Origin of the sequence: Eikenella halliae (genome assembly GCF_001648475.1) — a bacterium.
Lineage (GTDB): Bacteria > Pseudomonadota > Gammaproteobacteria > Burkholderiales > Neisseriaceae > Eikenella > Eikenella halliae.
Genome location: NZ_LXSQ01000006.1, coordinates 1 through 26,200, shown reverse-complemented (window position 1 = coordinate 26,200; position 26,200 = coordinate 1). Strand labels below are relative to the sequence as shown.

General features: G+C 55.6%; 23 protein-coding genes and 1 pseudogene. 18 read left to right on the top strand and 6 right to left on the bottom strand.

Annotation, left to right across the window (positions count from 1 at the left end):
• Positions 1–46 precede the first annotated feature (46 nt).
• Positions 47–2,440, bottom strand: coding sequence for a phosphoenolpyruvate synthase (ppsA, locus tag A7Q00_RS01710; protein WP_064088921.1), 2,394 nt, complete (start codon positions 2,438–2,440; stop codon positions 47–49).
• A gap of 170 nt (positions 2,441–2,610) precedes the next feature.
• Between ppsA and ppsR the strand changes: the two genes are divergently transcribed.
• Positions 2,611–3,435 (top strand): posphoenolpyruvate synthetase regulatory kinase/phosphorylase PpsR, encoded by an 825-nt coding sequence (gene ppsR / locus A7Q00_RS01705; protein ID WP_064088920.1) that lies wholly within the window; start codon positions 2,611–2,613, stop codon positions 3,433–3,435.
• Positions 3,436–3,878: 443 nt separating this feature from the next.
• On the opposite strand, the gene A7Q00_RS01700 is transcribed toward ppsR, so the two are convergent.
• Positions 3,879–5,510, bottom strand: a complete 1,632-nt coding sequence (locus A7Q00_RS01700) for a CTP synthase (protein ID WP_064088919.1) — start codon at positions 5,508–5,510, stop codon at positions 3,879–3,881.
• Positions 5,511–5,720: 210 nt separating this feature from the next.
• On the opposite strand from A7Q00_RS01700, the gene gmk reads away from it, so the two are divergent.
• From gmk to A7Q00_RS01680, 4 genes are all read left to right on the top strand, one after another.
• Positions 5,721–6,335 carry a guanylate kinase gene (gene gmk / locus A7Q00_RS01695; protein ID WP_064089014.1) on the top strand — a complete coding sequence of 205 codons (615 nt, stop codon included), beginning with the start codon at positions 5,721–5,723 and terminating at the stop codon, positions 6,333–6,335.
• Positions 6,336–6,420: 85 nt separating this feature from the next.
• Positions 6,421–6,627 carry a DNA-directed RNA polymerase subunit omega gene (gene rpoZ, locus A7Q00_RS01690; protein WP_064088918.1) on the top strand — a complete coding sequence of 69 codons (207 nt, stop codon included), beginning with the start codon at positions 6,421–6,423 and terminating at the stop codon, positions 6,625–6,627.
• A 2-nt stretch (positions 6,628–6,629) separates the two neighbouring features.
• The gene (locus A7Q00_RS01685; RefSeq protein WP_245637503.1) at positions 6,630–9,155 is read left to right on the top strand and encodes a RelA/SpoT family protein; all 2,526 of its coding nucleotides are present in this window, start codon (positions 6,630–6,632) and stop codon (positions 9,153–9,155) included.
• Positions 9,156–9,258: 103 nt separating this feature from the next.
• Positions 9,259–9,543 (top strand): DUF3079 domain-containing protein, encoded by a 285-nt coding sequence (locus A7Q00_RS01680; protein ID WP_064089012.1) that lies wholly within the window; start codon positions 9,259–9,261, stop codon positions 9,541–9,543.
• A 379-nt stretch (positions 9,544–9,922) separates the two neighbouring features.
• Here the strand turns inward: A7Q00_RS01680 and A7Q00_RS13915 are convergent, their stop codons facing one another.
• On the bottom strand, positions 9,923–10,372 hold the full coding sequence (locus A7Q00_RS13915) for a hypothetical protein (RefSeq protein ID WP_064088917.1): 450 nt from the start codon (positions 10,370–10,372) through the stop codon (positions 9,923–9,925).
• 273 nt (positions 10,373–10,645) lie between these two features.
• Entirely contained in the window at positions 10,646–12,115 is a 1,470-nt protein-coding gene (gene cls / locus A7Q00_RS01670; protein WP_064088916.1) for a cardiolipin synthase, read from the bottom strand.
• 274 nt (positions 12,116–12,389) lie between these two features.
• Between cls and A7Q00_RS01665 the strand changes: the two genes are divergently transcribed.
• Entirely contained in the window at positions 12,390–13,328 is a 939-nt protein-coding gene (locus A7Q00_RS01665) for a D-2-hydroxyacid dehydrogenase (RefSeq protein WP_064088915.1), read from the top strand.
• A 349-nt stretch (positions 13,329–13,677) separates the two neighbouring features.
• Here A7Q00_RS01665 and A7Q00_RS01660 read toward each other — a convergent pair whose 3' ends face one another.
• Both A7Q00_RS01660 and A7Q00_RS01655 read right to left on the bottom strand, forming a co-directional pair.
• Positions 13,678–14,574, bottom strand: coding sequence for a YwqG family protein (locus A7Q00_RS01660; protein ID WP_064088914.1), 897 nt, complete (start codon positions 14,572–14,574; stop codon positions 13,678–13,680).
• Positions 14,575–14,717: 143 nt separating this feature from the next.
• Positions 14,718–15,881 carry a 5-(carboxyamino)imidazole ribonucleotide synthase gene (locus tag A7Q00_RS01655; protein ID WP_064088913.1) on the bottom strand — a complete coding sequence of 388 codons (1,164 nt, stop codon included), beginning with the start codon at positions 15,879–15,881 and terminating at the stop codon, positions 14,718–14,720.
• Positions 15,882–16,336: 455 nt separating this feature from the next.
• On the opposite strand from A7Q00_RS01655, the gene kdsA reads away from it, so the two are divergent.
• The 12 genes and pseudogenes from kdsA to A7Q00_RS13970 all read left to right on the top strand — a co-directional run.
• Complete coding sequence (gene kdsA, locus A7Q00_RS01650) at positions 16,337–17,188, top strand: 3-deoxy-8-phosphooctulonate synthase (protein WP_064088912.1); 852 nt, start codon at positions 16,337–16,339, stop codon at positions 17,186–17,188.
• A 45-nt stretch (positions 17,189–17,233) separates the two neighbouring features.
• Positions 17,234–17,659, top strand: a complete 426-nt coding sequence (locus tag A7Q00_RS01645) for a DUF4870 family protein (protein WP_003824837.1) — start codon at positions 17,234–17,236, stop codon at positions 17,657–17,659.
• Between the two features lie 104 nt (positions 17,660–17,763).
• Positions 17,764–18,423, top strand: a complete 660-nt coding sequence (ung, locus tag A7Q00_RS01640) for a uracil-DNA glycosylase (protein ID WP_064088911.1) — start codon at positions 17,764–17,766, stop codon at positions 18,421–18,423.
• A 12-nt stretch (positions 18,424–18,435) separates the two neighbouring features.
• A complete protein-coding gene (locus tag A7Q00_RS01635; protein ID WP_064088910.1) occupies positions 18,436–19,125 on the top strand; it encodes an energy-coupling factor ABC transporter permease in 690 nt (229 codons plus the stop codon).
• A 343-nt stretch (positions 19,126–19,468) separates the two neighbouring features.
• On the top strand, positions 19,469–20,872 hold the full coding sequence (locus A7Q00_RS01630; protein ID WP_064089011.1) for a DEAD/DEAH box helicase: 1,404 nt from the start codon (positions 19,469–19,471) through the stop codon (positions 20,870–20,872).
• Positions 20,873–21,061: 189 nt separating this feature from the next.
• Complete coding sequence (gene dnaB / locus A7Q00_RS01625; RefSeq protein ID WP_064088909.1) at positions 21,062–22,450, top strand: replicative DNA helicase; 1,389 nt, start codon at positions 21,062–21,064, stop codon at positions 22,448–22,450.
• A 59-nt stretch (positions 22,451–22,509) separates the two neighbouring features.
• Positions 22,510–23,166 (top strand): GspH/FimT family pseudopilin, encoded by a 657-nt coding sequence (locus A7Q00_RS12645; protein WP_245637502.1) that lies wholly within the window; start codon positions 22,510–22,512, stop codon positions 23,164–23,166.
• A 19-nt stretch (positions 23,167–23,185) separates the two neighbouring features.
• Positions 23,186–23,758, top strand: a complete 573-nt coding sequence (gene pilV / locus A7Q00_RS01620; protein WP_064088908.1) for a type IV pilus modification protein PilV — start codon at positions 23,186–23,188, stop codon at positions 23,756–23,758.
• A 6-nt stretch (positions 23,759–23,764) separates the two neighbouring features.
• The gene (locus A7Q00_RS12640) at positions 23,765–24,856 is read left to right on the top strand and encodes a PilW family protein (protein WP_082887699.1); all 1,092 of its coding nucleotides are present in this window, start codon (positions 23,765–23,767) and stop codon (positions 24,854–24,856) included.
• Positions 24,838–25,359, top strand: coding sequence for a pilus assembly PilX family protein (locus A7Q00_RS01615; protein WP_064088907.1), 522 nt, complete (start codon positions 24,838–24,840; stop codon positions 25,357–25,359). Before A7Q00_RS12640 ends, A7Q00_RS01615 begins: the two co-directional genes overlap by 19 nt.
• A 12-nt stretch (positions 25,360–25,371) precedes the next feature.
• Positions 25,372–25,806, top strand: coding sequence for a type IV pilin protein (locus A7Q00_RS01610; RefSeq protein WP_064088906.1), 435 nt, complete (start codon positions 25,372–25,374; stop codon positions 25,804–25,806).
• A 308-nt stretch (positions 25,807–26,114) separates the two neighbouring features.
• A pseudogene (locus A7Q00_RS13970) lies at positions 26,115–26,200 on the top strand (IS481 family transposase); the annotation flags it as partial.

Below are 26,200 nucleotides of genomic sequence, written 5' to 3'. Positions count from 1 at the left end.
CTGCGGGTGTTTTCAGGTAGCCTTTGCTATGGCTTGCTAACCGGGCTTACTGCTTGGGCGGCAGCTCTTTAGCCAGATAGAGCCAGGTTTCAATCACGGTATCCGGGTTTAACGAAATGGTTTCGATGCCTTGTTCAACCAGCCATTTGGCAAAGTCGGGGTGGTCGGACGGGCCTTGGCCGCAGATACCGATGTATTTGTTCAGCTTGCGGCAGGCTTTGATGGCCAGGTGCAGCATCACTTTCACCGCCGGATCGCGCTCGTCGAAGGTGCCGGCAATCGGGCCGCCGCTGTCGCGGTCTACGCCGATGGTGAGCTGGGTCATGTCGTTGGAGCCGATGGAGAAGCCGTCGAAGTATTTCAGATACTGCTCGGCCAGGATGGCGTTGGTGGGCAGCTCGCACATCATAATCAGGCGCAGGCCGTTTTTGCCGCGCTCCAGGCCGTTTTCTTTCAGTGCTTTCACCACGGCTTCGGCTTCATGCAGGGTGCGCACGAAAGGAATCATGATTTCCACGTTGGTGAGCCCCATTTCGTCGCGCACGTATTTCAGGGCGCGGCATTCGAGCGCGAAGCACTCTTTGAAGTCGGGCGAAATGTAGCGGGCAGCGCCGCGGTAGCCGAGCATGGGGTTTTCTTCGTGCGGCTCGTAGATATTGCCGCCGAGCAGGTTGGCGTATTCGTTGGATTTGAAGTCGGACATCCGCACGATTACCTTTTTCGGGTAGGCGGAGGCGGCGATGGTGGCGATGCCTTCGGCCAGTTTGTCCACGTAGAAATCCACCGGTGAGGCGTAGCCGGCGATGCGCTCGTTAATCTGCGCCTGCAGTTCGGCATCTTGGCGGTCGAATTCGAGCAGGGCGCGCGGGTGGATGCCGATTTGGCGGTTGATGATGAATTCCATACGTGCTAGGCCGATGCCTTCGCTGGGCAGGCTGGCAAAGCCGAAGGAGAGCTCGGGGTTGCCCACGTTCATCATGATTTTCACCGGCGAAGCAGGCATATTGTCCAGCGCCAAATCAATCACTTCCACTTTCAGCAGGCCGTCGTAAATCAGGCCGGTGTCGCCCTCGGCGCAGGATACGGTTACGTTTTGGCCGTGGGCGAGCACGTCGGTGGCGTCGCCGCAGCCCACTACTGCCGGAATGCCCAATTCGCGGGCGATAATGGCAGCGTGGCAGGTGCGGCCGCCGCGGTTGGTCACGATGGCGGAGGCGCGTTTCATCACCGGTTCCCAATCCGGGTCGGTCATGTCGGTTACCAATACGTCGCCGGCCTGTACTTGATCCATTTCGGCAGCGCTTTTAATCAGGCGCACGGTACCTTGGCCGACTTTCTGGCCGATGGCGCGGCCTTCGCACAATACGGTAGATTTGTTTTCGATGCGGTAGCGGCGCAGGGTGCTGTTGCGCTCTTCCTGCGATTTCACGGTTTCGGGGCGGGCCTGCAGAATGTAGAGCTTGCCGTCCAAGCCGTCGCGGCCCCATTCGATGTCCATCGGGCGGCCGTAGTGTTCTTCGATAATCAGCGCGTATTTGGCCAATTCGGTGATTTCTTCGTTGCTAATGGAGAAGCGTTTGCGTTCGGCTTCGTCCACATCTACCACCTGCACAGATTTGCCGGTTTCGGCGGTGTCGGTGAACACCATTTTAATCAGTTTGGAACCCATGGTTTTGCGCAGGATGGCGGGGCGGCCGGCGCGCAGGGTGGGCTTGTGCACATAGAATTCGTCCGGGTTTACCGCACCTTGCACCACGGTTTCGCCCAGGCCGTAGGAGGCGGTTACGAACACCACTTGGTCGAAGCCGGATTCGGTGTCGATGGTGAACATCACGCCGGAAGCGCCGCTGTCGGAGCGCACCATGCGCTGCACGCCGGCGGAGAGCGCCACCACGTCGTGCGCGAAGCCTTTGTGCACGCGGTAGGAGATGGCGCGGTCGTTATAGAGCGAGGCAAACACGTGGTGCATCGCTTCTTTTACGTTTTCGAGGCCTTGGATATTCAGGAAGGTTTCCTGTTGTCCGGCAAAGGAGGCGTCGGGCAAGTCTTCGGCGGTGGCGGAAGAGCGCACGGCCACGGAGATTTGGTCGGTGCCCGCATCGGCCACCAGTTTGTCCCATGCGGCTTTGATGTCGGCTTCCAGTTCGGCGGGGAAGGGCGTTTCCAAAATCCATTGGCGGATTTGCGCGCCCACGCGTGCCAGCTCGGCCACGTCGTCTACATCCAGCCCGGCCAGCGCGGCGGAAATGCGCTCATTCAGGCCGTTGTGCGACAAAAATGCGCGGTAGGCTTCGGCCGTGGTGGCAAAGCCGCCGGGCACGCGCACGCCTTTTTCAGCCAGCTGGCTGATCATTTCGCCCAAGGAGGCGTTTTTGCCGCCTACCTGTTCCACGTCGGTCATACGCAGATTTTCAAACCAGATTACATTCTTGCCAGACATGATTCTATTCCGTCCTGTGGGGTAGTTAAGGGAAAACGGCGGTATTGTAGCCGCTGGCCGTATTTCTGTCATGGGCTACCTGAAACTTGAAGCGCAAAAGCTGCTAAAATAAGCCGTTTTCAAACCCGTTTGCCCACCCGCATTTAAAGGCTACCTGAAAGGAACCGACCATGCCTCCCTGCACCCGCCACGCCATCTTTATTTCCGACCGCACCGGCCTCACCGCCGAGGGCATGGGCGACGCCCTGCTCAACCAGTTCGACAACATCGAATTCAAACGCCTCACCTATCCCTTTATCGACACCCCCGAAAAAGCCGAGCGCGTGGTGGCCGAAGTGAATAAAATTACCGACGGCTGCAACCTGCGCCCCATCATCTTCACCAGCATCGTGAGCGAAGACATCCGCCACATCATCCGCAACTGCAACGGTTTGCACCTGAGCTTTTTCGACGCATTCATCAACAAACTGGAAGAAGAGCTCGGCACCCAGGCCGTGCTGCAAGTGGGGCGCACCCACGGCATCCAAAACACCGAGCGCTACGACGCCCGCATGGAAGCCGTCAACTTCTCCCTCAACCACGACGACGGCGTGTCCGCTAAAGACCTCGCCGATGCCGACGTCATCCTCATGGGTGTATCCCGCAGCGGCAAAACCCCCACCTGCCTCTACCTCGCCCTGCAATACGGCATCCGCGCCGCCAACTACCCGCTCACCCCCGACGATTTGGACAGCACCGACCTGCCGCGCATGGTGAAGCCCTTCAAATCCAAAATCTTCGGCCTCACCATCGATCCCGCCCGTTTGCACCATATCCGCACCGAGCGCCGCCCCAACTCCCAATACGCCAGCCCGGAAAACTGCCGGCGCGAAGTGCACGAAGCCGAATCTATGTTCCGCCAGCACGGCATCCCCCACACCAGCACCACCCACAAATCCGTGGAAGAGCTGGCCGCCGGCATCATGCTCGCCTGCAAACTGCAACGGCGCACATAAGCTGCACTGCGGCAATATAAAGAGGCTACCTGAAAACACGGCTTACCATTTCAGGTAGCCTTTTTTCAGGTAGCCTTTCGTTTGGCAGCCAAACCAAGCCGCGATAGGGCAGGCTTTAATTGCGCTACGGAGTTGATCCGTCTTGCCGCACTTTCGCACTGCCTGCGGCTCGTCGCCTGGTATCGGAAATCCGTTTGGCTGGCTGCGGCATCAAACCTGTTCCCGAGCCGATGCCGTAGTGCCCTTATAGTGAATTAACATAGTGAATTAACGAAAACCAGTACAGCGTTGCCTCGCCTTGCCGTACTATCTGTACTGTCTGCGGCTCGTCGCCTTGTCCTGATTTTTGTTAATTCACTATATTGTTTCATCCACTATAAAAGGCTACCTGAAAACCCTCGCGGGCTTTTCAGGTAGCCTTTATTCAAGCCGACGGCCTGTGTTTATTCCTTATGCTGCAAGGCGGCTTTCACAAACGAGGTGAACAGCGGGTGGCCTTTGCGCGGGGTGGAAGTGAATTCGGGGTGGAACTGGCTGGCGAAGAACCAGGGGTGCGTGCCCTGCGGCAGCTCGATGGTTTCCACCAAACGTTCGCGCCCGCCGGATACGCCGCTGATCACCAGCCCGGCCTTTTCCAGCGCCGGAACGAAACGGTTGTTCACTTCATAGCGGTGGCGGTGGCGTTCTTTGATGTTGGTGCTGCCGTAGATGGCGGCGGCCAGGCTGCCGTCGGCGAGCGCCACTTCCTGCGCGCCCAAGCGCATGGTGCCGCCCAAATCGGCGTGTTCGTCGCGTTTTTCCACCGCGCCGTCGGCAGTTTGCCATTCATCAATCAGCGCCACCACGGGGTAGGGCGTTTTCAAATCGAATTCGGTGGAGTTGGCGCCTTCCATACCGGCCATGTGGCGGGCAAACTCGATGAGCGCAATCTGCATGCCGAGGCAGATGCCCAAATAGGGTACTTTGTTTTCGCGGGCATAGCGGGCGGCGGCGATTTTGCCTTCCACGCCGCGCACGCCGAAGCCGCCGGGCACGAGGATGGCATCGAAGTTTTTCAGGCAGTCCGTGCCTTCGGTTTCGATGTTTTCGCTGTCGATATAGGAGATGCGCACTTCGGTTTCGGTGTGGATACCGGCGTGTTTCAGGGCTTCGCTGAGCGATTTGTAGGATTCGGTCAGGTCTACATATTTGCCCACCATGGCGATGTGCACGGTGTGCTTCGGATGCTCGATGGCATACACGATTTTGCGCCATTCGGTGAGGTCGGCCTGGCGGATGTTGAGCTGGAGCTGCTCGCAAATGGCATCGTCGATGCCCTGGCCGTGCAGCATTTCGGGGATTTTGTAGATGCTGTCGGCATCGTAGCAGCCGATGACGGCGCGCTCTTCCACATTGCAGAAGAGGGCGATTTTGCGCCGCTCTTCTTCGGGCAGCGGCCTGTCCATGCGGCAGATGAGCACGTCGGGCTGGATGCCGATTTCGCGTAATTCTTTTACCGAATGCTGGGTGGGCTTGGTTTTGATTTCGCCGGCGGCGGCGATGTAGGGGACGTAGCTTAAGTGGACGAACAGGGTGTTGGCGCGGCCGAGCTGGCTGCGCATCTGGCGGATGGCTTCCAAAAACGGCAGCGATTCGATGTCGCCCACCGTGCCGCCGATTTCCACGATGGCCACGTCTTTATTGGCCGCGCCTTCGTGGATGCGGCGTTTGATTTCGTCGGTGATGTGCGGGATTACCTGCACCGTGCCGCCCAAATAGTCGCCGCGCCGCTCTTTGGCAATCACGTTTTCATACACCTGCCCGGCGCTGAAGCTGTTGGCGCGGGTGAGCTTGGCGTCGATGAAGCGTTCGTAGTGGCCGAGGTCGAGGTCGGTTTCCGCGCCGTCTTCGGTTACAAATACCTCGCCATGTTGGAAGGGGCTCATCGTGCCGGGGTCCACGTTGATATACGGGTCCAGCTTGAGCATGGTAACGTTCAGCCCGCGCGATTCGAGGATGGCGGCAATAGAAGCGGCGGCGATACCTTTCCCTAAGGAAGATACCACGCCGCCGGTTACGAAAATAAATTTGGTCATGATGCAATGCCCGATTTGGAAAGCGTGATTTTACCCCGTTTCCCGCAAAAGCAAAAGCGCGGGGATTTCCGGTTTTCAGGTAGCCCGCCTGAGTAAAGGCTACCTGAAAACCGCGTGCCGGCAAAGTGCCCGGCCTTGGCCGCCGCCCTTTCAAAGCCTTGGGCGCTATGCGATAATACGCCCGAATTTCAACTAAAAAATTTCCGCACCATGCAAGGCAATATTTTTGTTATCTCCGCCGCCTCCGGCACAGGCAAAACCACGCTGATCGCCCGGCTGCTGCAGCACCATTCCGACATCCGCGTGTCCGTTTCCCACACCACCCGCGCCCCGCGCCGCGGCGAGGAAAACGGCAAACACTACCACTTCGTCAGCGTGCCCGAATTCGAGCGCATGATAGAAGAAGGCCAATTCGTGGAATACGCCAAAGTGTACGGCAACTACTACGGCACCAGTACCCAAAGCCTGGAAAGCCTCACCCGCCAAGGCGTCGACGTTATCCTCGAAATCGACACCCAAGGCGCGGAGCAAATCCGCCGCCTGCTGCCGCAGGCCTACAGCATCTTCATCGCCCCGCCATCTTTGGCCACTTTGGAGCAGCGCCTGCGCCAGCGCGCCGCCGATGCCCCGCAAGTGATTGCCGTGCGGCTGGCCGAAGCGCGCAACGAAATCGAGCAGGCGCGCCTGTTCGACTATTTGGTGGTAAACGACGACCTTACCGCCGCCGAAGCCGCCTTGTTGCACATCATCAAATCCCAGCGTTGCCGTTTGGAAAACCAAACGCCCTTCCTCAACGAACTGCTCGGCAGCGGCGACAACACTTAATTTTATTTTTCAGGTAGCCTCCAGCTGCCCGCAGGCTACCTGAAAACATTTACCCCATTAATTCACCACATATAAGGAACACATCATGGCACGTATTACCGTAGAAGACTGCATCACCCGCATCCCCAACCACTTCAACCTCACCCTGGCCGCCGCCTACCGCGCCCGCCAGCTGGCCAACGGCTCCAAACCGCTGGTGGACGACATCCGCAACAACAAACCCACCGTAACCGCTCTGCGCGAAATCGCCGCCGGCCAAATCGGCGAAGAAATCCTCTCCCGCAGCAAATAGCCATGATTGCCCCCAGCGCCGATTATGCCGCCCCCATTACCGCCTGGCGCGAGCACCTGTTTGCCCAAACAGGCTACCTGAAAAAAATGGAACGCTGGGCCCTGCTCGAAGCCGCCTGCGTTTACATTCACGACACCGCCGCCAAACAGAGGCAACCCGGGCGGCTCGAACGCGCCTTCCGCCTCACCGCCGCGCTGGCCGAAGAAAAGCAGCGCGTACACGCCCTGTGCGCGGTGCTGGTGCAAATTGCCATGGAAGACCTCGGCACACAGGCCGACCCTGCCTTTTTGCAGTCCACGTTCGGCGAAGTGTGCGCCGAAATCGCCGCCCATATCCACACAGATGCCGAAGCCGGCCAAGAAGCCCAGCTTGCCCAGTGCCGCCGGCAAATCAACGAGGTATACCGTCTCATCATCGAACGCAGCCGCCAATCCCTGCTGCGCGCCGCAGGCTACCTGAAAACCGAAGACCAAAGCCTGCTCAACCGCGCCTGCGATTTCGGCATCCGCGCCCACCAAAACCAATTCCGCAACAGCGGCGTGCCCTACATCACCCACCCCATGGCTGTGGCCCAGCAGCTGGCTGAATGGCATATTGACGCCCAAGGCCTGTGCGCCGGCGTGCTGCACGACGTGCTCGAAGACACCGGCACGAGCAAAGAAGAGCTCGCCGCCGAATTCGGCCAGGCCATTGCCGACATGGTGGACGGCCTCTCCAAGCTGGAAAAACTCGAATACGACAGCCAGGCCGAGCATCAGGCCGAAAGCTTCCGCAAGCTCATCATGGCGATGACCAAAGACATCCGCGTCATCATCGTCAAGCTCTCCGACCGCCTGCACAACATGCGCACGCTGGATGCTAAAAAGCCCGACAGCCGCCAACGCATCGCCCGCGAAACGCTGGAAATCTACGCCCAGCTCGCCAACCGCATCGGCCTCAACCATGCCTACCGAGAGCTGCAAGACCTCTCCTTCAAATACCTGCTGCCCAACCGCTACGCCGTGCTCGAACGCGCCCGCCAAGCCAGCCGCCGCAACCGCCGCGACGTGGTGGGCAAAGTATTGAGCGCCTTCAGCCAGCGGCTGGTGAGCGCCAACATCGAAGCCAAAATCCGCGGCCGCGAAAAAAACCTCTACAGTATCTACAAGAAAATGCAGGACAAAAAACTGCGTTTTTCCGAAGTGATGGACATTTACGGCTTCCGCGTCATCGTCAACAACATCCCCGCCTGCTACGCCGCCCTCGGCGCGCTGCACAGCCTCTATAAGCCCAAGCCCGGCCACATCAAAGACTACATCGCCATCCCCAAGGCCAACGGCTACCAAAGCCTGCACACCACCCTGGTCGGCCCCTTCGGCCTGCCCATCGAAGTGCAAATCCGCACCCGCGAAATGGACAAAGTGGCCGAAGAAGGCGTAGCCAGCCACCTGCTCTACAAAAATCCCGAAACCGACCCCGCCGCCCAACGCACCCACCAATGGCTGCAAAACATCCTCGATTTCCAAGCCCAAGGCGATAATGCCATCGAATTCCTTGAGCACGTGAAGGTGGATTTGTTCCCGCGCGAAGTGTATGTATTCACGCCGAAAGGCAAAATCCTCGTGCTGCCCGAAGGCGCCACGCCGGTGGATTTCGCCTATGCCGTGCACACCGACATCGGCCACCGCTGCATCGCCGCCCGCGTCAACAACAACATGGTTTCCCTGCGCACCCGCCTGCGCACCGGCGACAGCGTGGAAATCATCACTTCCAACACCGCCCGCCCCAATCCGGCCTGGCTCAACTTCGTGATTTCCGGCCGCGCCCGCAGCGCCATCCGCAACAAACTCAAAAACATCGACCGCAGCGATGCCGTGCGCCTGGGCGAACAGCTGCTGCAACGCGCCCTCACCGCCCTGCTGCCGCAAGAGCTCCTGCTCTCCGAAGACCTCAAGCAAAGCTACCTCGACGACCTCAGCCGCAAAAACACCAGCTTCGAAGATATTCTCTACGACGTGGGCATGGGCAGGCTCGCCCCCGTATCCGTGGCCATGCACATTGCCGAAATCGCCGGCCGCCAACCCGAGGGCAACGGCGTGAAAATCGCCATCAGCGTGGGCAGCAGCGACAGCGGCCGCGTCCAACTCGCTTCCTGCTGCCACCCCATCCCCGGTGACAACATCAAAGCCCTGCTGGTGAAAGACCACGGCCTCATCATCCACCGCGACACCTGCCCCAACATCCTCAAAGCCCCGCCCGAACAGCAGCTGGATGCCAACTGGGAAGGCATCGAGCAAAAGAAAACCTACCACACCGGCATCACCGTATCCGCCAAACGCGCCCACGGCCTGCTTGCCGCCATGGCGCAAGCCGTATCCGGGCACGGCGCCGACATCGAATCGGTCGATACCCTCAGCTCCGCCCAGGAAAACAGCGAAGGCTTTATCGAATTCAGCTTCAGCCTGCAAGTATCCAACCTCGGGCAGTTGGAGCAAATCATCAGCGCCCTATATGCCATTTCGCAGGTGCGCAAAGTGCAGCGCCAATGAAAACGGAATGTTTGCTGTAGCAGTGAGCAACGCCGCAGCTGCAGGCATTCCGCTTCCAGCCCACGCCGCCATGTTTCAAACCACGCTAATAAGGACACACATCATGGCCAAAAAATTTCCCATTTTCCCCAAACACCCCGAACGCATCTGCTGGGGCTGCGACAAATACTGCCGCGCCGAAGACCTGCAATGCGGCAACGGCTGCGAGCGCATCCAGCACCCCATCGAAACCGACGGCCCCGAATGGTATAAAAACGGCGACTGGAGCAACCTGCTCAGCGAAGAGCAACAAATCGAACTCGGCCTCAAAGCCGCCCCCGCTCCCGCTCCGGAAGCGCCAGCCAAACCCGCCAAGCCTCATATCAAATTGCCTGTGAAGCAACATTAGCCTGCACACGGTTTTCAGGTAGCCTTTGGCGGGGCAGGGTGTAGGTGGAGAGCTGCAAACCATATTGTCAGATTGAATTGCGTGCGTTCCGCACCACACACTATGCGCCCTGATTTTGTTGTTGTGCATCAGTGTTAGCCCGGGTTTTGAATCCGATATCTTGAATGTATCCCTTCCTGCTGCTTTGTCTTGCCTGGCTGTGTTTGGTATTGCCTGCAGCCTAGCGCTTGGTATGAAGGGATTACTATTCCAATGGTGCGATGAGTTTCAGGTAGCCTTTAAACCAAACCAAGGCTACCTGAAATCTTGCCTATCAATCTGGCAAATAAAAACACCGCTGGGCTTTCCGGCGGTGTCTTCAATACGGCTGCAATCGGGTTTATTCGCCTGATTTAGCGTCTTCGATATCTTCAGCGATGTCTTTTTCCAGCTGGCTCATCAGAGCATCACACTCCTGCTTACGCTGTTCGGGAGTGGTTTTCATCATGTTTTCCTGGATGTTTTTCATGTTCTGGCGCAGAGGAGCGTAGATGTCGGCAAATTCTTTGCGACGTTGCTCGTCTTTGATGCTGGCCAAGTATTCTTCAATTTTGTTTTCCCAAGGCTGGCACCAGTGTTCGCCGGCAGAGGCGGCGGCAGAAGCATTAGATGCAGAGGCAGCAGGTGCGGAAGCAGCCGGGGTAGAAGCAGCGTCGCTGGCAGCGGGTGTAGAAGCAGCCGGAGCGGAAGCTGCGGAAGCGGCAGAGGCAGCAGTCGGAGCTGAGTTGTCGCCGCAGGCGGTCAAAGCGAAAGCTGCAATCAAAGCGGCAAATACGGATGTTTTCTTCATGGTTGGATCCTTTGTATAAAGTTGAAGGGAAAGGTCTATTATAGCAGATGAACAAAAAAAGTACTGCCTTAACCGCTTTGCCGACACTGCTTGGCACTATCTGCGATGCGGCGTTTTGTCTTGGTTTCCATTCATGCACTATAAAAGAATGTGCTTATCTTAACATAAACAATTTTCCGCCCCAAGTGCGGCGATACAAAATCGTTTTCAGGTAGCCTTCGGTTTTGGTAAAGATGCCAATTTGTCATGGCCAAAGGCAATGGTTTGGCCCTCCTACAGCAACGGGCTGGCCAGCCGCACGCAGCGTTCGACAAAGCGGCGGATGCGCGGGCGCTGCTGCCATTTTTTCAGCTCCACTTCTTCGCAGTCTTTCAGGTAGCCTTGCAACAGCGCGGCCACGGCAGCCACGGTGTCGGGCGAATAAAGGGCAAGGCTCACTTCGAGATTGAGGTAGAAACTGCGCATATCCATGTTTACCGTGCCGAACAGGGCAAAGCGGTTGTCCACCACCACCGCCTTGGTGTGTAGCAGGCCGCCGCCATAGGTTTTCAGCCTCACGCCCGCATCCAAAAGCGGCTGATAGTAGGCGCTGCTGGCGTAGCGTACCAGGCGCGAATCGTTGCGCCGGGGCAGAATCAGGGTCACTTCCACGCCGCGCTGGGCGGTCATGGTGAGCGTGTTGAGCAAGGCTTCGTCCGGCACGAAATAGGGCGTGCTGATGATTACGGATTCCTGCGCCACGTTCAGCGCGTTTGCCAGCACATCGTACACCAGCGAAGTATCGCCGCCCGGGTGCGAGGGCAGCACTTGCACGATTTCAGTGCCGCTGCCGGCGAAGCGTTCGGGCGTGCTGCTGAGGTAGCCGCTGAGGTAGCCGCTGAGGTATTCCAGGGTGGCATTGAGGTTGTGCGCGTTTTCCACCGCCCAATCGCCATAGAACACCGCCGCCAATTCCTGCGCCGCCACGCCTTCGCAGCGCAGCACCGCGTCCACCCATTCGCCCACGCCCGCGCCTTGCTTGAAGAGCTTGGGGTCGACCAAGTTGTAGCTGCCGGTATAGGCAATGCGGTAGTCTGCCACCAAGATTTTGCGGTGGTTGCGCAAATCGGCGCGCACCCACAGCGAGCTGATCAGCCCGAAGGGCAGGGCGGGGGTAACCTCCACCCCGGCTTCGCGCAGCCGCTCCGGCCAGTCTGAAAGCCAAAAGCCCTGGCTGCCCAGCGAGTCGGCCAGGAGCTGGCAGCGCACGCCGCGATCCGCCGCGCGCATCAGCGCATCCAGCACCGCCTCCACCCGGCCGCTGCCTTCCACGATATAAAACTCCAGCAGGCAGCAATGCTGCGCCGCATCGATGTCGTCCACAAAAGCCTGCAAAATCTCGTCCGTATCGGCCAGCAGGCGCACGCCGTTATCGCCGGTGGGCGCGTAGCCCGCCCTATCCTGCACGAAACGCGCCAACTGGCTGAACCGGATATCCGCCACCGGCGCGGCTTCGGGCGGCAGGAAACGGTCGGCAAATTCATCGTGGAAGGCCTGCAGCTCCGCCCGGCGCGCCGCACGCAAACGCCCCAGCTTCGGCTCGCCGATCAGCAGATAGGCCGCCACGCCCACAAACGGGAAGGCAAACAGGAGCGTGAGCCAGGCCAGCGCCGCACTGCTCGAACGGCGGGCGTAAATCACCCGCAGGGCAATGCCCAGCGTGAGCAGAAAGTGTGCGCTTAGAAAAACGTTTGACCAACTCATATGTTTTGAAACTGAAAATCGGGAAAAGCGGCAGTATAGCCGCTGTGAAGGCTACCTGAAAACATAGCCGCCACAAAATGGAACCGTGCGCGGCCGCGTTGCGGCCAAGGTAAATTGCCATTTCAATGCCATCCGCACAGGCCGCCGAAAGCCGATAAGGGCTACCTGAAAACAGGCCGTGCAGATTTTCAGGTAGCCTTCCCGCCCGCCCCGGTTTCGCGCTATACTCGCTGCAGGCCATATCGTCTTCCACCCCTGTTCCAAGGAGCCGCCCATGCACATCGTCTTTCTCGACCGCGACACCCTTCCCGCCCGCCCGCTCTCTTTCCACTTCCCCCACACCCTGCAAGAATTTTCCGCCACCGTGCCCGAGCAAACCAACGCCCACCTCGCCGGCGCGCAAATCGCCATCACCAACAAAGTTGCCATCCGTGCCGAACACCTCGCCGCCAACCCCCAGCTCAAACTCATCGCCGTGGCCGCCACCGGCTACGACCACATCGACCTGGCCGCCGCCAAAGCTGCCGGCATTACCGTGTGCAATGTGCGCAACTACAGCAGCGAAAGCGTGGCCCAGCACGCCTTCATGATGCTGCTCGCCCTCATCCGCCGCCTGCCCGCCAGCATGCGCGACATCGCCGCCGGCGCCTGGCAGCAATCCCCCCAATTCGTCCATTTCAACGCCCCCATGCACGACCTCGGCGGCAAAACCCTCGCTATCTTCGGCCGCGGCAACATCGGCCGCACCCTCGCCGGCTACGCCCAGGCCTTCGGCATGAAAGTCATCTGGGGCGAACACAAACACGCCGCCGCCGTGCGCGAAGGCTACACCCCGTTTCAGGTAGCCCTGCAGCAGGCCGATGCCGTTTCCCTGCACTGCCCGCTCAACGAGCACACCCGCCACATGATCGGCGAGGCCGAGCTGCGTCTGATGAAACCGACCGCCATCCTTATCAATACCGGCCGCGGCGGCCTCGCCGACGAACAAGCCGTATTCGACGCCCTGCAACAAGGCCGGCTCGGCGGTGCCGGTTTCGACGTGCTCAGCCAAGAGCCGCCGCGCCAAGGCAATCCACTGCTCGCCCCGTTGCCCAACCTCATCGTCACCCCGCACATCGCCTGGGCCAGCCAGGAAGCCCTGCTCAATATGACCGAAATCCTTGAAGCCAACATCACCGCCTTCGCCGAAGGCAGGCCGCAAAACGTGTTGTAAACGGATTGGGCAAGATAAAGGCTACCTGAAGATTCCAGGTAGCCTTTTACGTTGCAGCAGGCAAGTATGGCAACACCGGGATTAACAAAAATCAAGGCAAGGCGGCGAGCTGCTGCCAACGCGGCAAAGCAAAGCCATGCCTGAATTTGGAAAAGACAAAGGCTACCTGAAAATTTCAGGTAGCCTTTTATAGCGGTCTAAAATCGCCATGCTGCCGTGCCGGCCTGCCTGGTACGGACTGTACGCCCTGCGGCCTGCCGCTTTGCAGCATTTTTATTTTAATCCGCTATACATGGCGGCAAATGCGTGCAGGGGCACCGGGCGCCCGCAGTTGCGGGGTCGCGGCCGCTCAACAACAGTCCCAGCTGTACATCACGCGGGAAAAATCGCGGCGGCGCAGGTCATCGGGATGGATGAACAGGTGGCCGACACCGGCATCGCCCCACATGGTGTGTTTGTCGTCGCTGTCGAGCTGCATCAGCTGCACGTATTCGCGGAATGCGGGCACCGGGGCGCGCGGGTCTTCCTGCGTAAACTCGGGATAGCCGCCGATACGGTGGCCGCCGTTGTAGTAGCCGTGTTTGTCTGCGGCGCTTTCGGCAAATACGAATTCGGTATAGGCATCGCAGACGGCTTCGTCGTCGTGTTCGTAATTATCGTAAGTGATGTCGGGCACGCCTTCGCCGCGCAGGTGCAGGGTGCAGTCTTGAAACGAAGGAAACTGGCTGCCGGATTGGAAACGGATGGCACAGGGATGAACGAACGGGGGATGGTTTTCGCCCTCCATGCCCCAGTCTTTAATGCGCCGCCACAGGCTGCGCTTGGGCGGCGGCACGGGCGGAACGTTTTCCAAAAAGGAGAAGTCCTGCACCAGCGCGTCATCCTGCAGCACTTCGGGATAATACAGCACACGAAAACCGTCTTGGTTGAGAGGATTTTTGGAATCTAAGCCCCAACAATTGAAGAAGCCATGCAGGTTGATAAACCATTGCAGGATGCCGCTTGTTGGAAAATCCGGCAGCGGCGGCATTTCGGCGAAGTTGATTTGTGCAAGCAGGGTCAGCGGCTGGCGGTAGGGGTTGCGCGGGTATTCGGCATCAGGTGGCAGATAGGGCAGCCCGCCGATTTTGCTCTGGCTCAAGGTCAGATTGCTGCAGGGCTCGAGGATGATTTCGGCAGTGGGTTTCTCGGCAGCGAGAATGGCCGCTTTGTAGGGGGCGAGAAGGGGATGGTCAGGTACGCGCATGATTTCTCCTTTCCGGTTGGTAACTGGGTGATTATAGCCGCTCTGAACCAATATGATACGGCATTGCCCGCCTTGCCGGAGAATCTTAGGCTACCTGAAAAACAAGGCCGCCGTTTCCGGCGGCCCTGTTAGGTTGGCATGTGCTAATTTCCTTTGCGCTGCAGCTGCCGCTGCAGTTTGTGCGCAAGCATAAACGCGATGTCGGCAGACTGGGAAGAAAGCACGGTGAAGTGCCCCATCTTGCGCTTCGGGCGGGCGTCTTTTTTGCCGTAGAGATGCAGCCGTACGTCGGGGCGTTGCAGGAGCGGCAGCCAGTTTACTTTGCCTTCGGGCAGCCAAATGTCGCCCAAGAGGTTGGCCATGCTGCAGCAGGAGAGCAGACGGGTGTCGGCAGGCGGCAGGCCGCACATGAGGCGCACTTGTTGCTCGAATTGGTTGCTGGCGCAGGCATCCAGGGTGTAGTGGCCGGAATTGTGCGGGCGCGGGGCGATTTCGTTCACAATCAGTTTGTGGTCGTTGCCGATAACAAACATTTCCACGGCCAGCACACCGACATAATTCATGGTTTCGGCCAGCTGGCAGGCCATTTCCTGCGCCTGCTTCTGAACTTCGTCGGGCAGGCGGGCGGGCACGATGGAATAAGCAAGGATGCCGTCTTCGTGGCGGTTTTCGGCGGGCGGGAAGCATTTCACCTGCTGGCTGTTGAGCCGGCACACGATTACGGAAATTTCGGAATGCAGGTTGAGCATTTTTTCCAGCACGCAGGGCACGCCGCCGAGTTGTTTGAAGGCGGCGCGGGCTTCTTCCGGGCTGGACACGCGCACTTGGCCTTTGCCGTCGTAGCCGAGCATGGCGGTTTTGACGATGCCGGGCAGCAGCGGCTCGACAGCTTCGTCGGTGAGGTCGGCGTCTTGGGTAACGGGCAGATAAGGCGCAGTTTGGAGGCCGGCCTTGGCTATCCAGGCTTTTTCCTGAATGCGGTTTTGGGCAATTTCCACGCTGTCGCCGCTGGGGCACACGCGGGTTTCCAATGCCAGGGCGCGCATGGCTTGGGCATTGACGTTTTCAAATTCGGTGGTAACGGCGGCGCAAGTGGACAGGTCGGCCAGCGCGCCGAGGTCGTCATACGGGGCGCAGATGTGTTTGTCGGCCAGGGCGGCGGCGGGGGAATTGGGGTCGGGATCGAGCACGGTTACGCCGTAGCCCATTTGTTTGGCGGCCACGGTAAACATCCGGCCCAACTGGCCTCCGCCCAAAATGCCCAGCATGGCGGGCGGTAAAATCGGCGTTGTTTTTGCTTTGGTCATGTTCCACTTTCTGCACCCCGAGGGCGCGCTGTCGGCCGGGCTGAAGCAAACGCCAGCCTCTGTTTGCTTGCGGTTCCGGCGGCGGCTGGCGGTGTGTTTGCTTGCAGCAAACGCATTACCTTAATGTGGCGCATTGTACTCAAATCTCGACACCAAGCCTAGTGCAGGCAGACTACGCAGCAGGCAATTCATTGGTTTGCCTGCCTTTCCCAAAAAAGGCTACCTGAAAATAGATAGACTGCTTGACCCTTGTTTTAGCTTCACGGAAGCTCGGCTGCCTTCGGCAACCTCGGTCCGCTTCGCAGAAACTCGTCTGCTTTCAGCAAACTCGTTTTAGCTTCGCAGAAACTCGTCTGCCTTCGGCAACCTCGTTTTCAGGTAGCCTTCCGTTTCATTCCGCCCTTTTCCGCTATAATCGCGTCATCTTTCATTCAACCAAACAACGGACACACGCCATGCAAACCGCTCTTTCGCAAATCCCGCTTCACGCCTTCACCATTGCTAACCACCGCCCCTTCGTTTTGTTCGGCGGCATGAATGTGCTGGAAAGCCGCGATTTGGCCATGGAAATTGCCGAAACTTATGTGGAAATCTGCCGCAAGCTGGATATTCCCTATGTGTTCAAAGCCAGCTTCGACAAGGCCAACCGCTCCAGCTTGCATTCTTTCCGCGGACCGGGTTTGGAAAAGGGTTTGCAATGGCTCGCGGATATTAAATCAGCCTACAACGTACCGGTGATTACCGATATCCACGAGCCCTACCAAGCCGCACCGGCGGCGGAGGTGGCCGATATTTTACAGCTGCCGGCCTTTTTGAGCCGCCAAACCGATTTGGTGCACGCCATGGCGCGTACCGGCGCGATTATCAACGTGAAAAAGGCGCAATTCCTCGCCCCGCACGAAATGCGTCACATCATCAATAAGTGCCTGGAAGCGGGCAACGATAAAATCATCTTGTGCGAGCGCGGCTCTGCCTTTGGCTACAACAACTTGGTGGTGGACATGCTCGGCTTCGACACCATGAAGCAGATGAACGTGCCGGTGTTTTTCGACGTAACCCACAGCCTGCAGCAGCCCGGCGCACGCAGCGATTCGGCCGGCGGGCGGCGCGAGCAGATTGTTACCTTGGCGCGCGCTGGTATGGCGGTGGGGCTGGCCGGGCTGTTTTTGGAAGCCCACCCCGATCCCGAGCAGGCCAAGTGCGACGGCCCCTGCGCCCTGCGCTTAAGCCAGCTCGAGCCTTTCTTGAGCCAGCTCAAGCAGATCGACAATCTGGTGAAAGGTTTTGCCGAGCTGGATACGCATTAACCCGTATAAATAAATACACAATATAATCAAAATATTAAGGAATGAATGATGGATAATAAACAGTCGGAACGTGGCGGCAAGCCGTTTGATCCCATTGCGGAGCTCGCTGTACCCGATTTGGCAAATATGTCGCGAGAAGAGCGCAATGTGTCCTATCTTTACGTTATCTACGCATTGTATGCATTGGGTATGTTCGGCTTTGGCATTGTGCCCACTTTGGGCGGTGTCATTATGGCTTACGCTAAACGCAATGAGCTGCGCGGTACGATTTATTTCGATCACATTCAATTTTTGTTGAAGACTTTTTGGATAACGGTCATTGGCAGTGCTATTGGCTACGTTTTGCTATTTGTGCTTGTCGGCTTCCTAATTTTGCCTTTAGTGGGGGCTTGGTATGTGTTCCGTGTTATCGCTGGCTTCCTACGTCTGCGTGAAAACCGATCTGTTACCCCAACAGGCTGGCTGATGTAAACCAATAAGGCTACCTGAAAATAGCGTTTTCTGTTTTCAGGTAGCCTTTCCCAAGGCATCCCGCTTATTTTCAGGTAGCCTCACTCATTTCATAAGGAAACCCCATGCAAACTTGGCACGAAGCCATCGGTGCGGAAAAACAGCAACCCTATTTCCAACACATCATCCATAGTGTGCACAACGAGCGCGCAGCCGGGCAGATTGTGTACCCGCCCGCCGCCGACGTATTCAACGCCTTTCGTGCCACCGAGTTCGGACAAGTGCGCGTGGTCATCCTCGGGCAAGACCCGTACCACGGCGCGAATCAGGCGCACGGGCTGGCCTTTTCCGTGCGTGAGGGCGTGGCTGTGCCGCCATCTCTAGTGAATATTTACAAAGAGTTGGCGCAAGACATTCCCGGCTTCCAAATTCCCAAACACGGCTGTCTGCAAAGCTGGGCGGAGCAGGGCGTGCTGCTGCTCAACACCGTACTCACCGTACGCGCCGGACAGGCTCATTCCCACGCCGCACTGGGCTGGGAAACCTTCACCGACCACGTGATTGCCGTGCTCAACGAAGGGCGAGAACACTTGGTATTCATGCTGTGGGGCAGCCATGCCCAGAAAAAAGGTGCAATTATCGACCGCGCCCGCCATCTGGTACTCACCGCGCCGCACCCCTCGCCGCTCTCCGCCCACCGCGGCTTCTTCGGCTGCCGCCATTTCTCGCAAGCCAACGCCTATTTGCAACAGCACGGCCTGCCACCGATTGATTGGCAAATCTGAGCTGCTAACCCCATGAATTTCCCCGCTCACTGGTTTCCCCTGCCTTGGTTGCTGGCCGCCGATGTGCTGTGCCTGCTATTGTTTGCCGCTGCCCTGCGCCCGGCCTTGGCAACATGGCGCACGCACCGCCAAGCGGCGCGGGTTGGGCTGCTGATCATGGCGCTGTGCTGGAGCCTGCGCGCCGCACCGGCCGGCGGAATGCTGGGCGGGTTGAGCTACCATTTGCTGGGTATCGGCTTGCTGGCCTTGATGGTGGACATTCCGGCAGCGTTCTGCCTGGCCGTATTGCTGCTGTTGCCCTATATCTGGCTGTGGCAAGGCGTGGGCGATTTGAGCGTGGCGGGGCTAACAGTTTTGGCCGGCATTGTGCCGCCGCTGGCCGGCGTGGCGCTGGCGCGGCAAATCGTGCGGCGGCTGCCGCGCAACCTGTTTATCTACATCTTCCTCAACGGCTTTTTCGCCGCCGCGGCCGGTATCTTGCTCAGCGCAGCGGCCAACGGAGTGTTGCTGTATTTGGCTGGAACTTTTCCCACCGCCATCCTGCTGAATTCCGTGCTGCCGGTGTTCTTTCTGATTGCCTGGGGCGAAGCCTTCCTCACCGGCCTGCTGTCGGCCATCTTCATCGCCCTCAAACCGCATCTGATCACCACCTTCTCCGATGCCGACTACCTGCGCCAGAATGCGCGGCAAATCTGGAAATAGGCCGCGGCAAAGGCTACCTGAAAACCGGTTTTTCAGGCACAATACGGCTTGTTCGGCATCTTGCATTGCCGGCCTTTTATTTGAATTTCGTTGAAGCCCACGCTTTCAGGTAGCCTCCGGCCGGGTTTCCCTGCAACCGCCTACTCTTGAAACACTTTTCGTGGCATTTTATCGTGCCGGTTTGCGCACAACTCAAGCGTATCGCCGGCCTGCTTTAACTTCGTTACCGCCTATATTTTCAGGTAGCCTTCAGCCTTTGCCGGCCAAATTCATCCAAACTGCCGCCAAAGCCCATCCCCATTCCCCGCAGCCGCCCACCGCGCAGCTGCCACACGGAGCAAATATGAACAATCCCTTTACCAATCTCGGCCTTTCCGCCGAAATCACTGCCGCACTGGCCGACCAGGGCTACGAGCAGCCCACCGCCATCCAAACCGCCGCCATCCCCAAAGTGCTGGCCGGCCACGATCTGCTGGCCGCCGCCCAAACAGGTACAGGCAAAACCGCCGCCTTCATGCTACCCAGCCTGGAGCGCCTGCGCCGCTACGCCACCACCAGCACCTCGCCCGCCATGCACCCGGTGCGCATGCTGGTGCTCACCCCCACCCGCGAGCTGGCCGACCAAATCGACCAAAACACCGCCGCCTACATCAAAAACCTGCCGCTGCGCCACACCGTGCTGTTTGGCGGCATGAATATGGACAAACAAACTGCCGACCTGCGCGCCGGCTGCGAAATCGTGGTGGCCACCGTGGGCCGCCTGCTGGATCACGTGCAGCAAAAAAATATCCGACTGGATAAAGTGGAAATCGTGGTGCTCGACGAAGCCGACCGCATGCTCGACATGGGCTTCATCGATGACATCCGCCGTATCATGCAGCTTTTGCCCAAACAGCGTCAAACCCTGCTGTTTTCCGCCACTTTCTCGCCGCCCATCCGCAAGCTGGCGCAGGATTTTATGAACCGACCCGAGCAGGTGCAAACCGCGCCGCAGAACACCGCCAGCGCCAGCGTCGAGCAGCACATCATCGCCATCGATACCGCCCAGAAGCGCAACCTGCTGGAGCGGCTGATTGTGGATTTGCACATCAATCAGGTAATCGTGTTCTGCAAAACCAAGCAGAGCGTCGATCAGGTAGCCCGCGACCTAAAACGGCGCGGCCTCAGCGTGGCGCCAATTCACGGCGATAAATCGCAGCAAACACGCTTGGAAACGCTCAACGCCTTCAAGGCCGGCGAACTGCGCGTGCTGGTGGCCACCGACGTAGCCGCGCGCGGGTTGGACATCGCCGAGCTGCCATTCGTGATCAACTACGAAATGCCCACCCAGGCCGAAGACTATGTGCACCGTATCGGCCGTACCGGCCGCGCCGGTGCCGAGGGCGTGGCCATCTCGCTGATGGACGAAGACGAGCAGAAAATGTTTGAAGCCATTAAAGAACTCATCGGCAAAGAACTGCCGGTGGAGCGGATTGAAGGCTTCGAACCGCGCTGGTGGCCGCAGCAACAGGAAGGCAGCCGTCCTGCTGCCGAACACGCCCCGCGCGACACACGCGAGCCGCGTGAAGCACGCAACAGCCGCCGTGGCCGCAATGCAGATAGCCGCAGCAAATCCTCCGCACGCGGCAGCTACGCCGACAACAGCCCCGAGCAGGAATGCGGCCGCATCCCCGGCCGCCGCCACCGCAGCCGCCGCCACCGCCCGGTGTGTGCATTGGTGCAACCGAATTATGGCATTGATGGTTGAGCGGCCTGCCTGCACCATTGTGAATCCGCCCTGTATTCAGGCGAAAAAGTGACGGAATTTGTCAGTCTGCCTTGCCTGATACGCATAATTTCGGAGGCTACCTGAAAAATAAACCGTGCCGGTTTCTGATAGCCTCCAAGCCGCATACCGAATAACGATATTTTCAGGTAGCCTTTGCTGCCGACCATTATGGATATTCAAGACCAAGACAACGAAAGCCTCGCCCTGCCGCCGCACTCCATGGAAGCCGAACAGTCGGTATTGGGCGGGCTGATGGTGGATTCCTCCGCCTGGGACCGCATTGCCGGCACCATTTCGGAAGAAGACTTCTACCGCTACGAACACCGCCTGATTTTCCGCGCCATCGCCCACCTAGCTGAACGCAATCGCCCGGCCGACACCATTACCGTGGAAGAGGTGTTGCAGCGCGAAGAAGTGCTGGAAGAAGCCGGTGGCTTCGGCTATCTGGTGGATTTGGCACAGAATACCGCCTCTGCCATCAATATCTCGCGCTATGCCGAAATCGTGCGCAGCCGTTCCATCATGCGACAGCTCGCGCAAGCTGGCACAGAGATTGCTAGAAATGCTTACAATCCGCAAGGCAGGGACGTCAAACAGATGTTGGACGAGGCGGAAGCCAAAATCTTTAAAATCGCTGAAAGCACCAGCAGAGTGCAACACGAATTTTTAGAGATGCCTGCCATGCTGAAAGAAGCCGTCGCCAAAATCGACAAGGCTTACTCAAGGGAAAATAAAGATGATGTAACCGGTATTCCAACCGGATTCATTGATCTAGATAAAAAAATAGCCGGGTTGCACGGCGGCGATCTCATCATCGTTGCTGGAAGGCCGGCAATGGGGAAAACCGCTTTTTCATTGAATATCGCGGAAAACGTCGCTATCAGTACGCACCTGCCCGTTGCCATCTTCTCGATGGAAATGGGCGGGGTGCAGCTGGTAATGCGTATGCTCGGTTCGGTTGGGAGGCTGGATCAGGGCTTACTCAAAACCGGTCAATTGCAAGACGAACATTGGGCTCGGCTCAATGACGCTCTACACAAACTGTCAGACGCCCCCATCTTTATCGACGAAACCCCTGCCTTAAATTCGCTGGAAGTCCGCGCCCGAGTGCGCCGATTGGCCAGAAGAAAAGGTAAATTGGGGCTAGTGGTTATCGACTACTTACAGTTGATGAGCGGCACCGGCCACAACAGCAATAACCGCGCAGCAGAATTGGGGGAAATCTCCCGTTCGCTTAAATCGTTGGCCAGAGAGTTGGATATTCCGATTATCGCTCTCTCACAACTGTCGCGTACCGTTGAATCCCGCACCGACAAACGCCCCATGATGTCCGACCTGCGCGAATCCGGTGCCATCGAACAGGATGCCGACCTGATTATGTTTATGTATCGTGATGAATACTACCACCCCGATACCGACAAAAAAGGTATGGCCGAATGCATCATCGGCAAGCACCGTAACGGCCCCACCGGCAAAATCCCGCTGGTGTTTACCGGCGAATTCAGTAAATTTGACAACGCCGTACATACTGGGCATACTTACTTCACTGAAGAATAAGAACAATCTTAATCAATTTGCCTATTTTGTGCCCCATTTCCCATTTTAAAGTGATGGCTATGAAGACACGACAATATACACAGGGCTTTACCCTGATAGAACTGATGATTACCCTGACTCTGATCGGGATTATGGCTACAATCGCCATGCCCAGCATGAGTAATTTTATCGCTACACAAAAACTAGGAAATAGAATAAGCCAAATTACCACAATTTTCCGGTTTGCCAGGACTGAGGCTGTACGCAGAAACAGCCCTGTAATCATTTGTGGTGGTGTTAAGCTTAAATCCGATGCCAAACCCAATAATGGCTGCGATAAAGGTGGCAATTCCTTATTGGCATTCATTGATAAGAATGGTAATAATGATTACGAAAGCGGCATAGTAAATTCCAGTAATGATGCAGATTTACGCTCCGTATTGATTAATAATGAATCAATAACAATTAGTAGTCTTGATATTGCCCTCAGCAACCCGACAACCGATAAAACCCGCTTTATCTTTATGCCAAATGGTACTTTTGGTGTTGGCCAATCTAACGGTCAATATACATACACATCTAACTACATCAGAATAGCGGCAAGTGATGGAAAGCATGTGCGTATGGCTTTAATTGCGCCAAGTGGTCGTGTGATAACTTGTAATGGGAATATGACGCCTTCCGAATTCAATTCATTAACTGCAAGCAGTTATGCAAATTATTGTGCTTTATCTTAAAGCGTGAAGGAATAACAATATGTCGAATTATAAATTCATATTAAAGCCAGTATATTTAAATCGAGGTAGTACTCTATTAGAAGTGCTGATTTCTGTATTTATCATGGCATTTGGCATTATGGCTCTTATGCTTGCACAATTAAAATCTGTGGGCAATGTCCGCGAAGCAGAAATGCAAACCCGTGTTGCTCAGGCTGTGCAGAATCTGTCCGCCGGTATGTTAAGTAACCCGGATGTAATCAATAATGTTGGTACTCATTTAGCTGCTACAACCAAATTCACCTATACCGATTATAATAAACCAAAACAAGATATTACGCCTACATCATCTGCTGTTGATGTTGCTATATGCGGTAACTCGTCTAACCCAAACGGTGTTAAACGCGAGGATCTTATTAAGTGCCAGCTTGATGCATTTGCCGCCGAGTTGAAAAATGCATTACCCAATGCAACCGGCATTTCATATGCAATTACTAGTACCTCAGGTAGCACGCCTACTACTTCAATTGAAGTGAAATGGACAGAAAGTAATGGGGATAATCAAAATTCTGATGACTTTCAATATAGCTATAGTGCGGTTGTAGGAGACTAAATTATTATGAAATATCATCTATACCGCTCTAAAAAGAGCAAATCACGTATTCCAAATTCTCAGTTAAAACCACATGGGTTTACCTTGATCGAATTCCTGGTAGCCAGCTCTTTGGCATTGGTTGTTCTACTTGCTATTGGTATTACGTATGGCATCACCAGCAGAATGCGTACAAATTCTGAAAGTCGTCTAGCTGCACAGCAAGATCTGCGTAATGCATCGGAGTTGATTCTCAGGGATGCCCAAATGGCTGGTTCCTTTGGTTGCTTTAATATGGGGAACTTAGTGCAAAAACAGATGCCTGCATCACCTCATTCTACTGAAGGCTTTCAATCTAGTACTGCAAACTTTAAGCTGGTCTTAGAAGACCCGGCTTACAGTGGAATTAGTATAATGGATGCCAATACGGCCAAAAATACATTTAATATTTCTGGATTCGTCCCAAGTAATTCTTCCCCAGCATTAATTTTCGTATATGGGCAAAATCTTGCTCCTGTTACAGAAGTAACTAACCCTACAGCAAAAGACGCGCCCCAAGAATTAAGGGATGTTGCTAATGCTGGTGGCCCTATTGCTCTATCTTCTTGTGGCCGCATGTATATTGGTAACGGTAGATCCCTTACCAATAATGGGAATGACCTAGTAATTGGATCTGGATTTGGTGGGGGATCAATTATTTCTCACTTTAGTGGTCCTGATGTTTTCTATCTTCCGCAAACCACTCTATCCCAAGTATATGGGGTTGCCTACGTTATTGGTCGAATTCCCAATGTTAATACTACGGCTGATGCTTTATATCGATTTACCCTTACTCCAAGTGGTTCATGGGGTAACCCTCAGTTGATGGTTTCTAATATTCAAACAATGGATATCCATCAATTATATGCAGGCTGCAACAATGCCAATACTTCTGTAACGTTCTCTAGTAACCGTACAACATTAGGAAATGCTCCTGATGTAGCTCGTATTTCTATGTTGCCAACCATTCTTGAAATGCGCTTACGGCTTAATGACAATGCGAATACGTATGGTACTGTTAACCAATATTTAATTAGAGCTAATGTTCGTGGAGGAAACGTATGCGCAAATCAATCATAACTCAAAAACAACAAGGGTATACTCTATTCATTGTACTAATTATGATGCTGGTTATCGCACTAATTGTTGTTGCCAGTATGCAATCAACCAATACGGAAATGCGTATTAGTTCAAATGACGCAGATAGGAAATACGCCTTCTCTCTCGCTGAACAGGCACTACGGAATGGCGAACAACGTATTGTAGCTGAACAAAATAAAGCATTTGCTGCTGTAGCCAATAGTGACTCTTGTACAGATGGTATTTGTGGTGGTAAGGCATCTAGTTCTACACCTGTTTGGAAACGGAGTGATACCGTCAATCTAAATGAAGCGAACAAAGGTAGGCACTGTTTGAAGAATCAATCGTCTAATACTAATAACGCTTGTTATATGGTGGAACGTCTGGGCGAAATTGCCGACCAAAACTACAAGAATGTTTTCCGTGTAACAGCTCGCGCATGGGGATCTAATAATAATACTGTGGTTACATTACAGTCTTACGTTGAATATTCTGGTAAATAATAGGAATGGTCAATGAAAAAGAAAACGAGAGGCTTCACACTTGTAGAGATGATGGTTGTTATAGCCATAATCGGTATATTAGCCGCTATTGCGATGCCATCGTATCAGTCTCATATTGAAAAGACGCATTTAGCTGCCGCTAAAAATCATTTATTAGACATAGTTGCTCAAATGAGGCAGAATAAACTACGTAATAATGGTAGTTATTCAACTGCAGGTCTTGCTACATTGATCAACAGTAAGAATAGTGACTCAAAACGTAGATATAATTTTGTATCGGCTCTAACAGATAATTCAGATATTAACACCTACTACATATATCTTCAGCCTATACAAAATGGTTATACTAAATCACTATATATTACTGCTGCGGGTACTATTTATGAGTGCAAAACTGCAAGTGAGGCGCAAAGTAAGTCATCTGCTTGTACAATGATTAATAAATAGTTTTTGGTTTATTAATTCAACCAGTTGCTTGATATGTTAAGCGACTGGTTTTTATTATTGTGTTTGGAATTTACGAAGTAAAATTGCTCAATATATTACATAGTCAAAAATAGGGGCTGACGTAGGTCAGCCCTAAATTTTATGTCAATTCCACAGAATTCTAAGCTGTCAGGGTGTTTCGTCAGAGTTAACCTGGAATTCGTGTTCTTTTAAGAACAGAGGGAAAGATTTGCAATTGATTCTATTTTATTTGTGTGATGTAGAAATCAGTAGCGTTGTTTACAGTATTTCCAGGAGAATACTGAAACATGAACATGCACAAAAACACCCGCCTCACCCCACACCACCGCCAAACCATTTGGCTGGCCTACACACAAGAGAAGGAAAGCGTCAC

What these genes read in the sequence shown, in the direction of transcription:
- A7Q00_RS01680 (WP_064089012.1), top strand. Translation starts at nt 9,259, where the DNA reads ATGGCCAAAAAATTTCCCATTTTCCCCAAACACCCCGAACGCATCTGC.
- cls (WP_064088916.1), bottom strand. Translation starts at nt 12,115, where the DNA reads ATGAGTTGGTCAAACGTTTTTCTAAGCGCACACTTTCTGCTCACGCTG.
- gmk (WP_064089014.1), top strand. Translation starts at nt 5,721, where the DNA reads ATGCAAGGCAATATTTTTGTTATCTCCGCCGCCTCCGGCACAGGCAAA.
- ppsR (WP_064088920.1), top strand. Translation starts at nt 2,611, where the DNA reads ATGCCTCCCTGCACCCGCCACGCCATCTTTATTTCCGACCGCACCGGC.
- A7Q00_RS01630 (WP_064089011.1), top strand. Translation starts at nt 19,469, where the DNA reads ATGAACAATCCCTTTACCAATCTCGGCCTTTCCGCCGAAATCACTGCC.
- A7Q00_RS01615 (WP_064088907.1), top strand. Translation starts at nt 24,838, where the DNA reads ATGCGCAAATCAATCATAACTCAAAAACAACAAGGGTATACTCTATTC.
- A7Q00_RS13915 (WP_064088917.1), bottom strand. Translation starts at nt 10,372, where the DNA reads ATGAAGAAAACATCCGTATTTGCCGCTTTGATTGCAGCTTTCGCTTTG.
- A7Q00_RS12640 (WP_082887699.1), top strand. Translation starts at nt 23,765, where the DNA reads ATGAAATATCATCTATACCGCTCTAAAAAGAGCAAATCACGTATTCCA.
- A7Q00_RS01700 (WP_064088919.1), bottom strand. Translation starts at nt 5,510, where the DNA reads ATGACCAAATTTATTTTCGTAACCGGCGGCGTGGTATCTTCCTTAGGG.
- A7Q00_RS01685 (WP_245637503.1), top strand. Translation starts at nt 6,630, where the DNA reads ATGATTGCCCCCAGCGCCGATTATGCCGCCCCCATTACCGCCTGGCGC.
- ung (WP_064088911.1), top strand. Translation starts at nt 17,764, where the DNA reads ATGCAAACTTGGCACGAAGCCATCGGTGCGGAAAAACAGCAACCCTAT.
- rpoZ (WP_064088918.1), top strand. Translation starts at nt 6,421, where the DNA reads ATGGCACGTATTACCGTAGAAGACTGCATCACCCGCATCCCCAACCAC.
- pilV (WP_064088908.1), top strand. Translation starts at nt 23,186, where the DNA reads ATGTCGAATTATAAATTCATATTAAAGCCAGTATATTTAAATCGAGGT.
- A7Q00_RS01610 (WP_064088906.1), top strand. Translation starts at nt 25,372, where the DNA reads ATGAAAAAGAAAACGAGAGGCTTCACACTTGTAGAGATGATGGTTGTT.
- A7Q00_RS12645 (WP_245637502.1), top strand. Translation starts at nt 22,510, where the DNA reads ATGAAGACACGACAATATACACAGGGCTTTACCCTGATAGAACTGATG.
- A7Q00_RS01645 (WP_003824837.1), top strand. Translation starts at nt 17,234, where the DNA reads ATGATGGATAATAAACAGTCGGAACGTGGCGGCAAGCCGTTTGATCCC.
- A7Q00_RS01660 (WP_064088914.1), bottom strand. Translation starts at nt 14,574, where the DNA reads ATGCGCGTACCTGACCATCCCCTTCTCGCCCCCTACAAAGCGGCCATT.
- A7Q00_RS01655 (WP_064088913.1), bottom strand. Translation starts at nt 15,881, where the DNA reads ATGACCAAAGCAAAAACAACGCCGATTTTACCGCCCGCCATGCTGGGC.
- dnaB (WP_064088909.1), top strand. Translation starts at nt 21,062, where the DNA reads ATGGATATTCAAGACCAAGACAACGAAAGCCTCGCCCTGCCGCCGCAC.
- A7Q00_RS01665 (WP_064088915.1), top strand. Translation starts at nt 12,390, where the DNA reads ATGCACATCGTCTTTCTCGACCGCGACACCCTTCCCGCCCGCCCGCTC.
- kdsA (WP_064088912.1), top strand. Translation starts at nt 16,337, where the DNA reads ATGCAAACCGCTCTTTCGCAAATCCCGCTTCACGCCTTCACCATTGCT.
- A7Q00_RS01635 (WP_064088910.1), top strand. Translation starts at nt 18,436, where the DNA reads ATGAATTTCCCCGCTCACTGGTTTCCCCTGCCTTGGTTGCTGGCCGCC.
- ppsA (WP_064088921.1), bottom strand. Translation starts at nt 2,440, where the DNA reads ATGTCTGGCAAGAATGTAATCTGGTTTGAAAATCTGCGTATGACCGAC.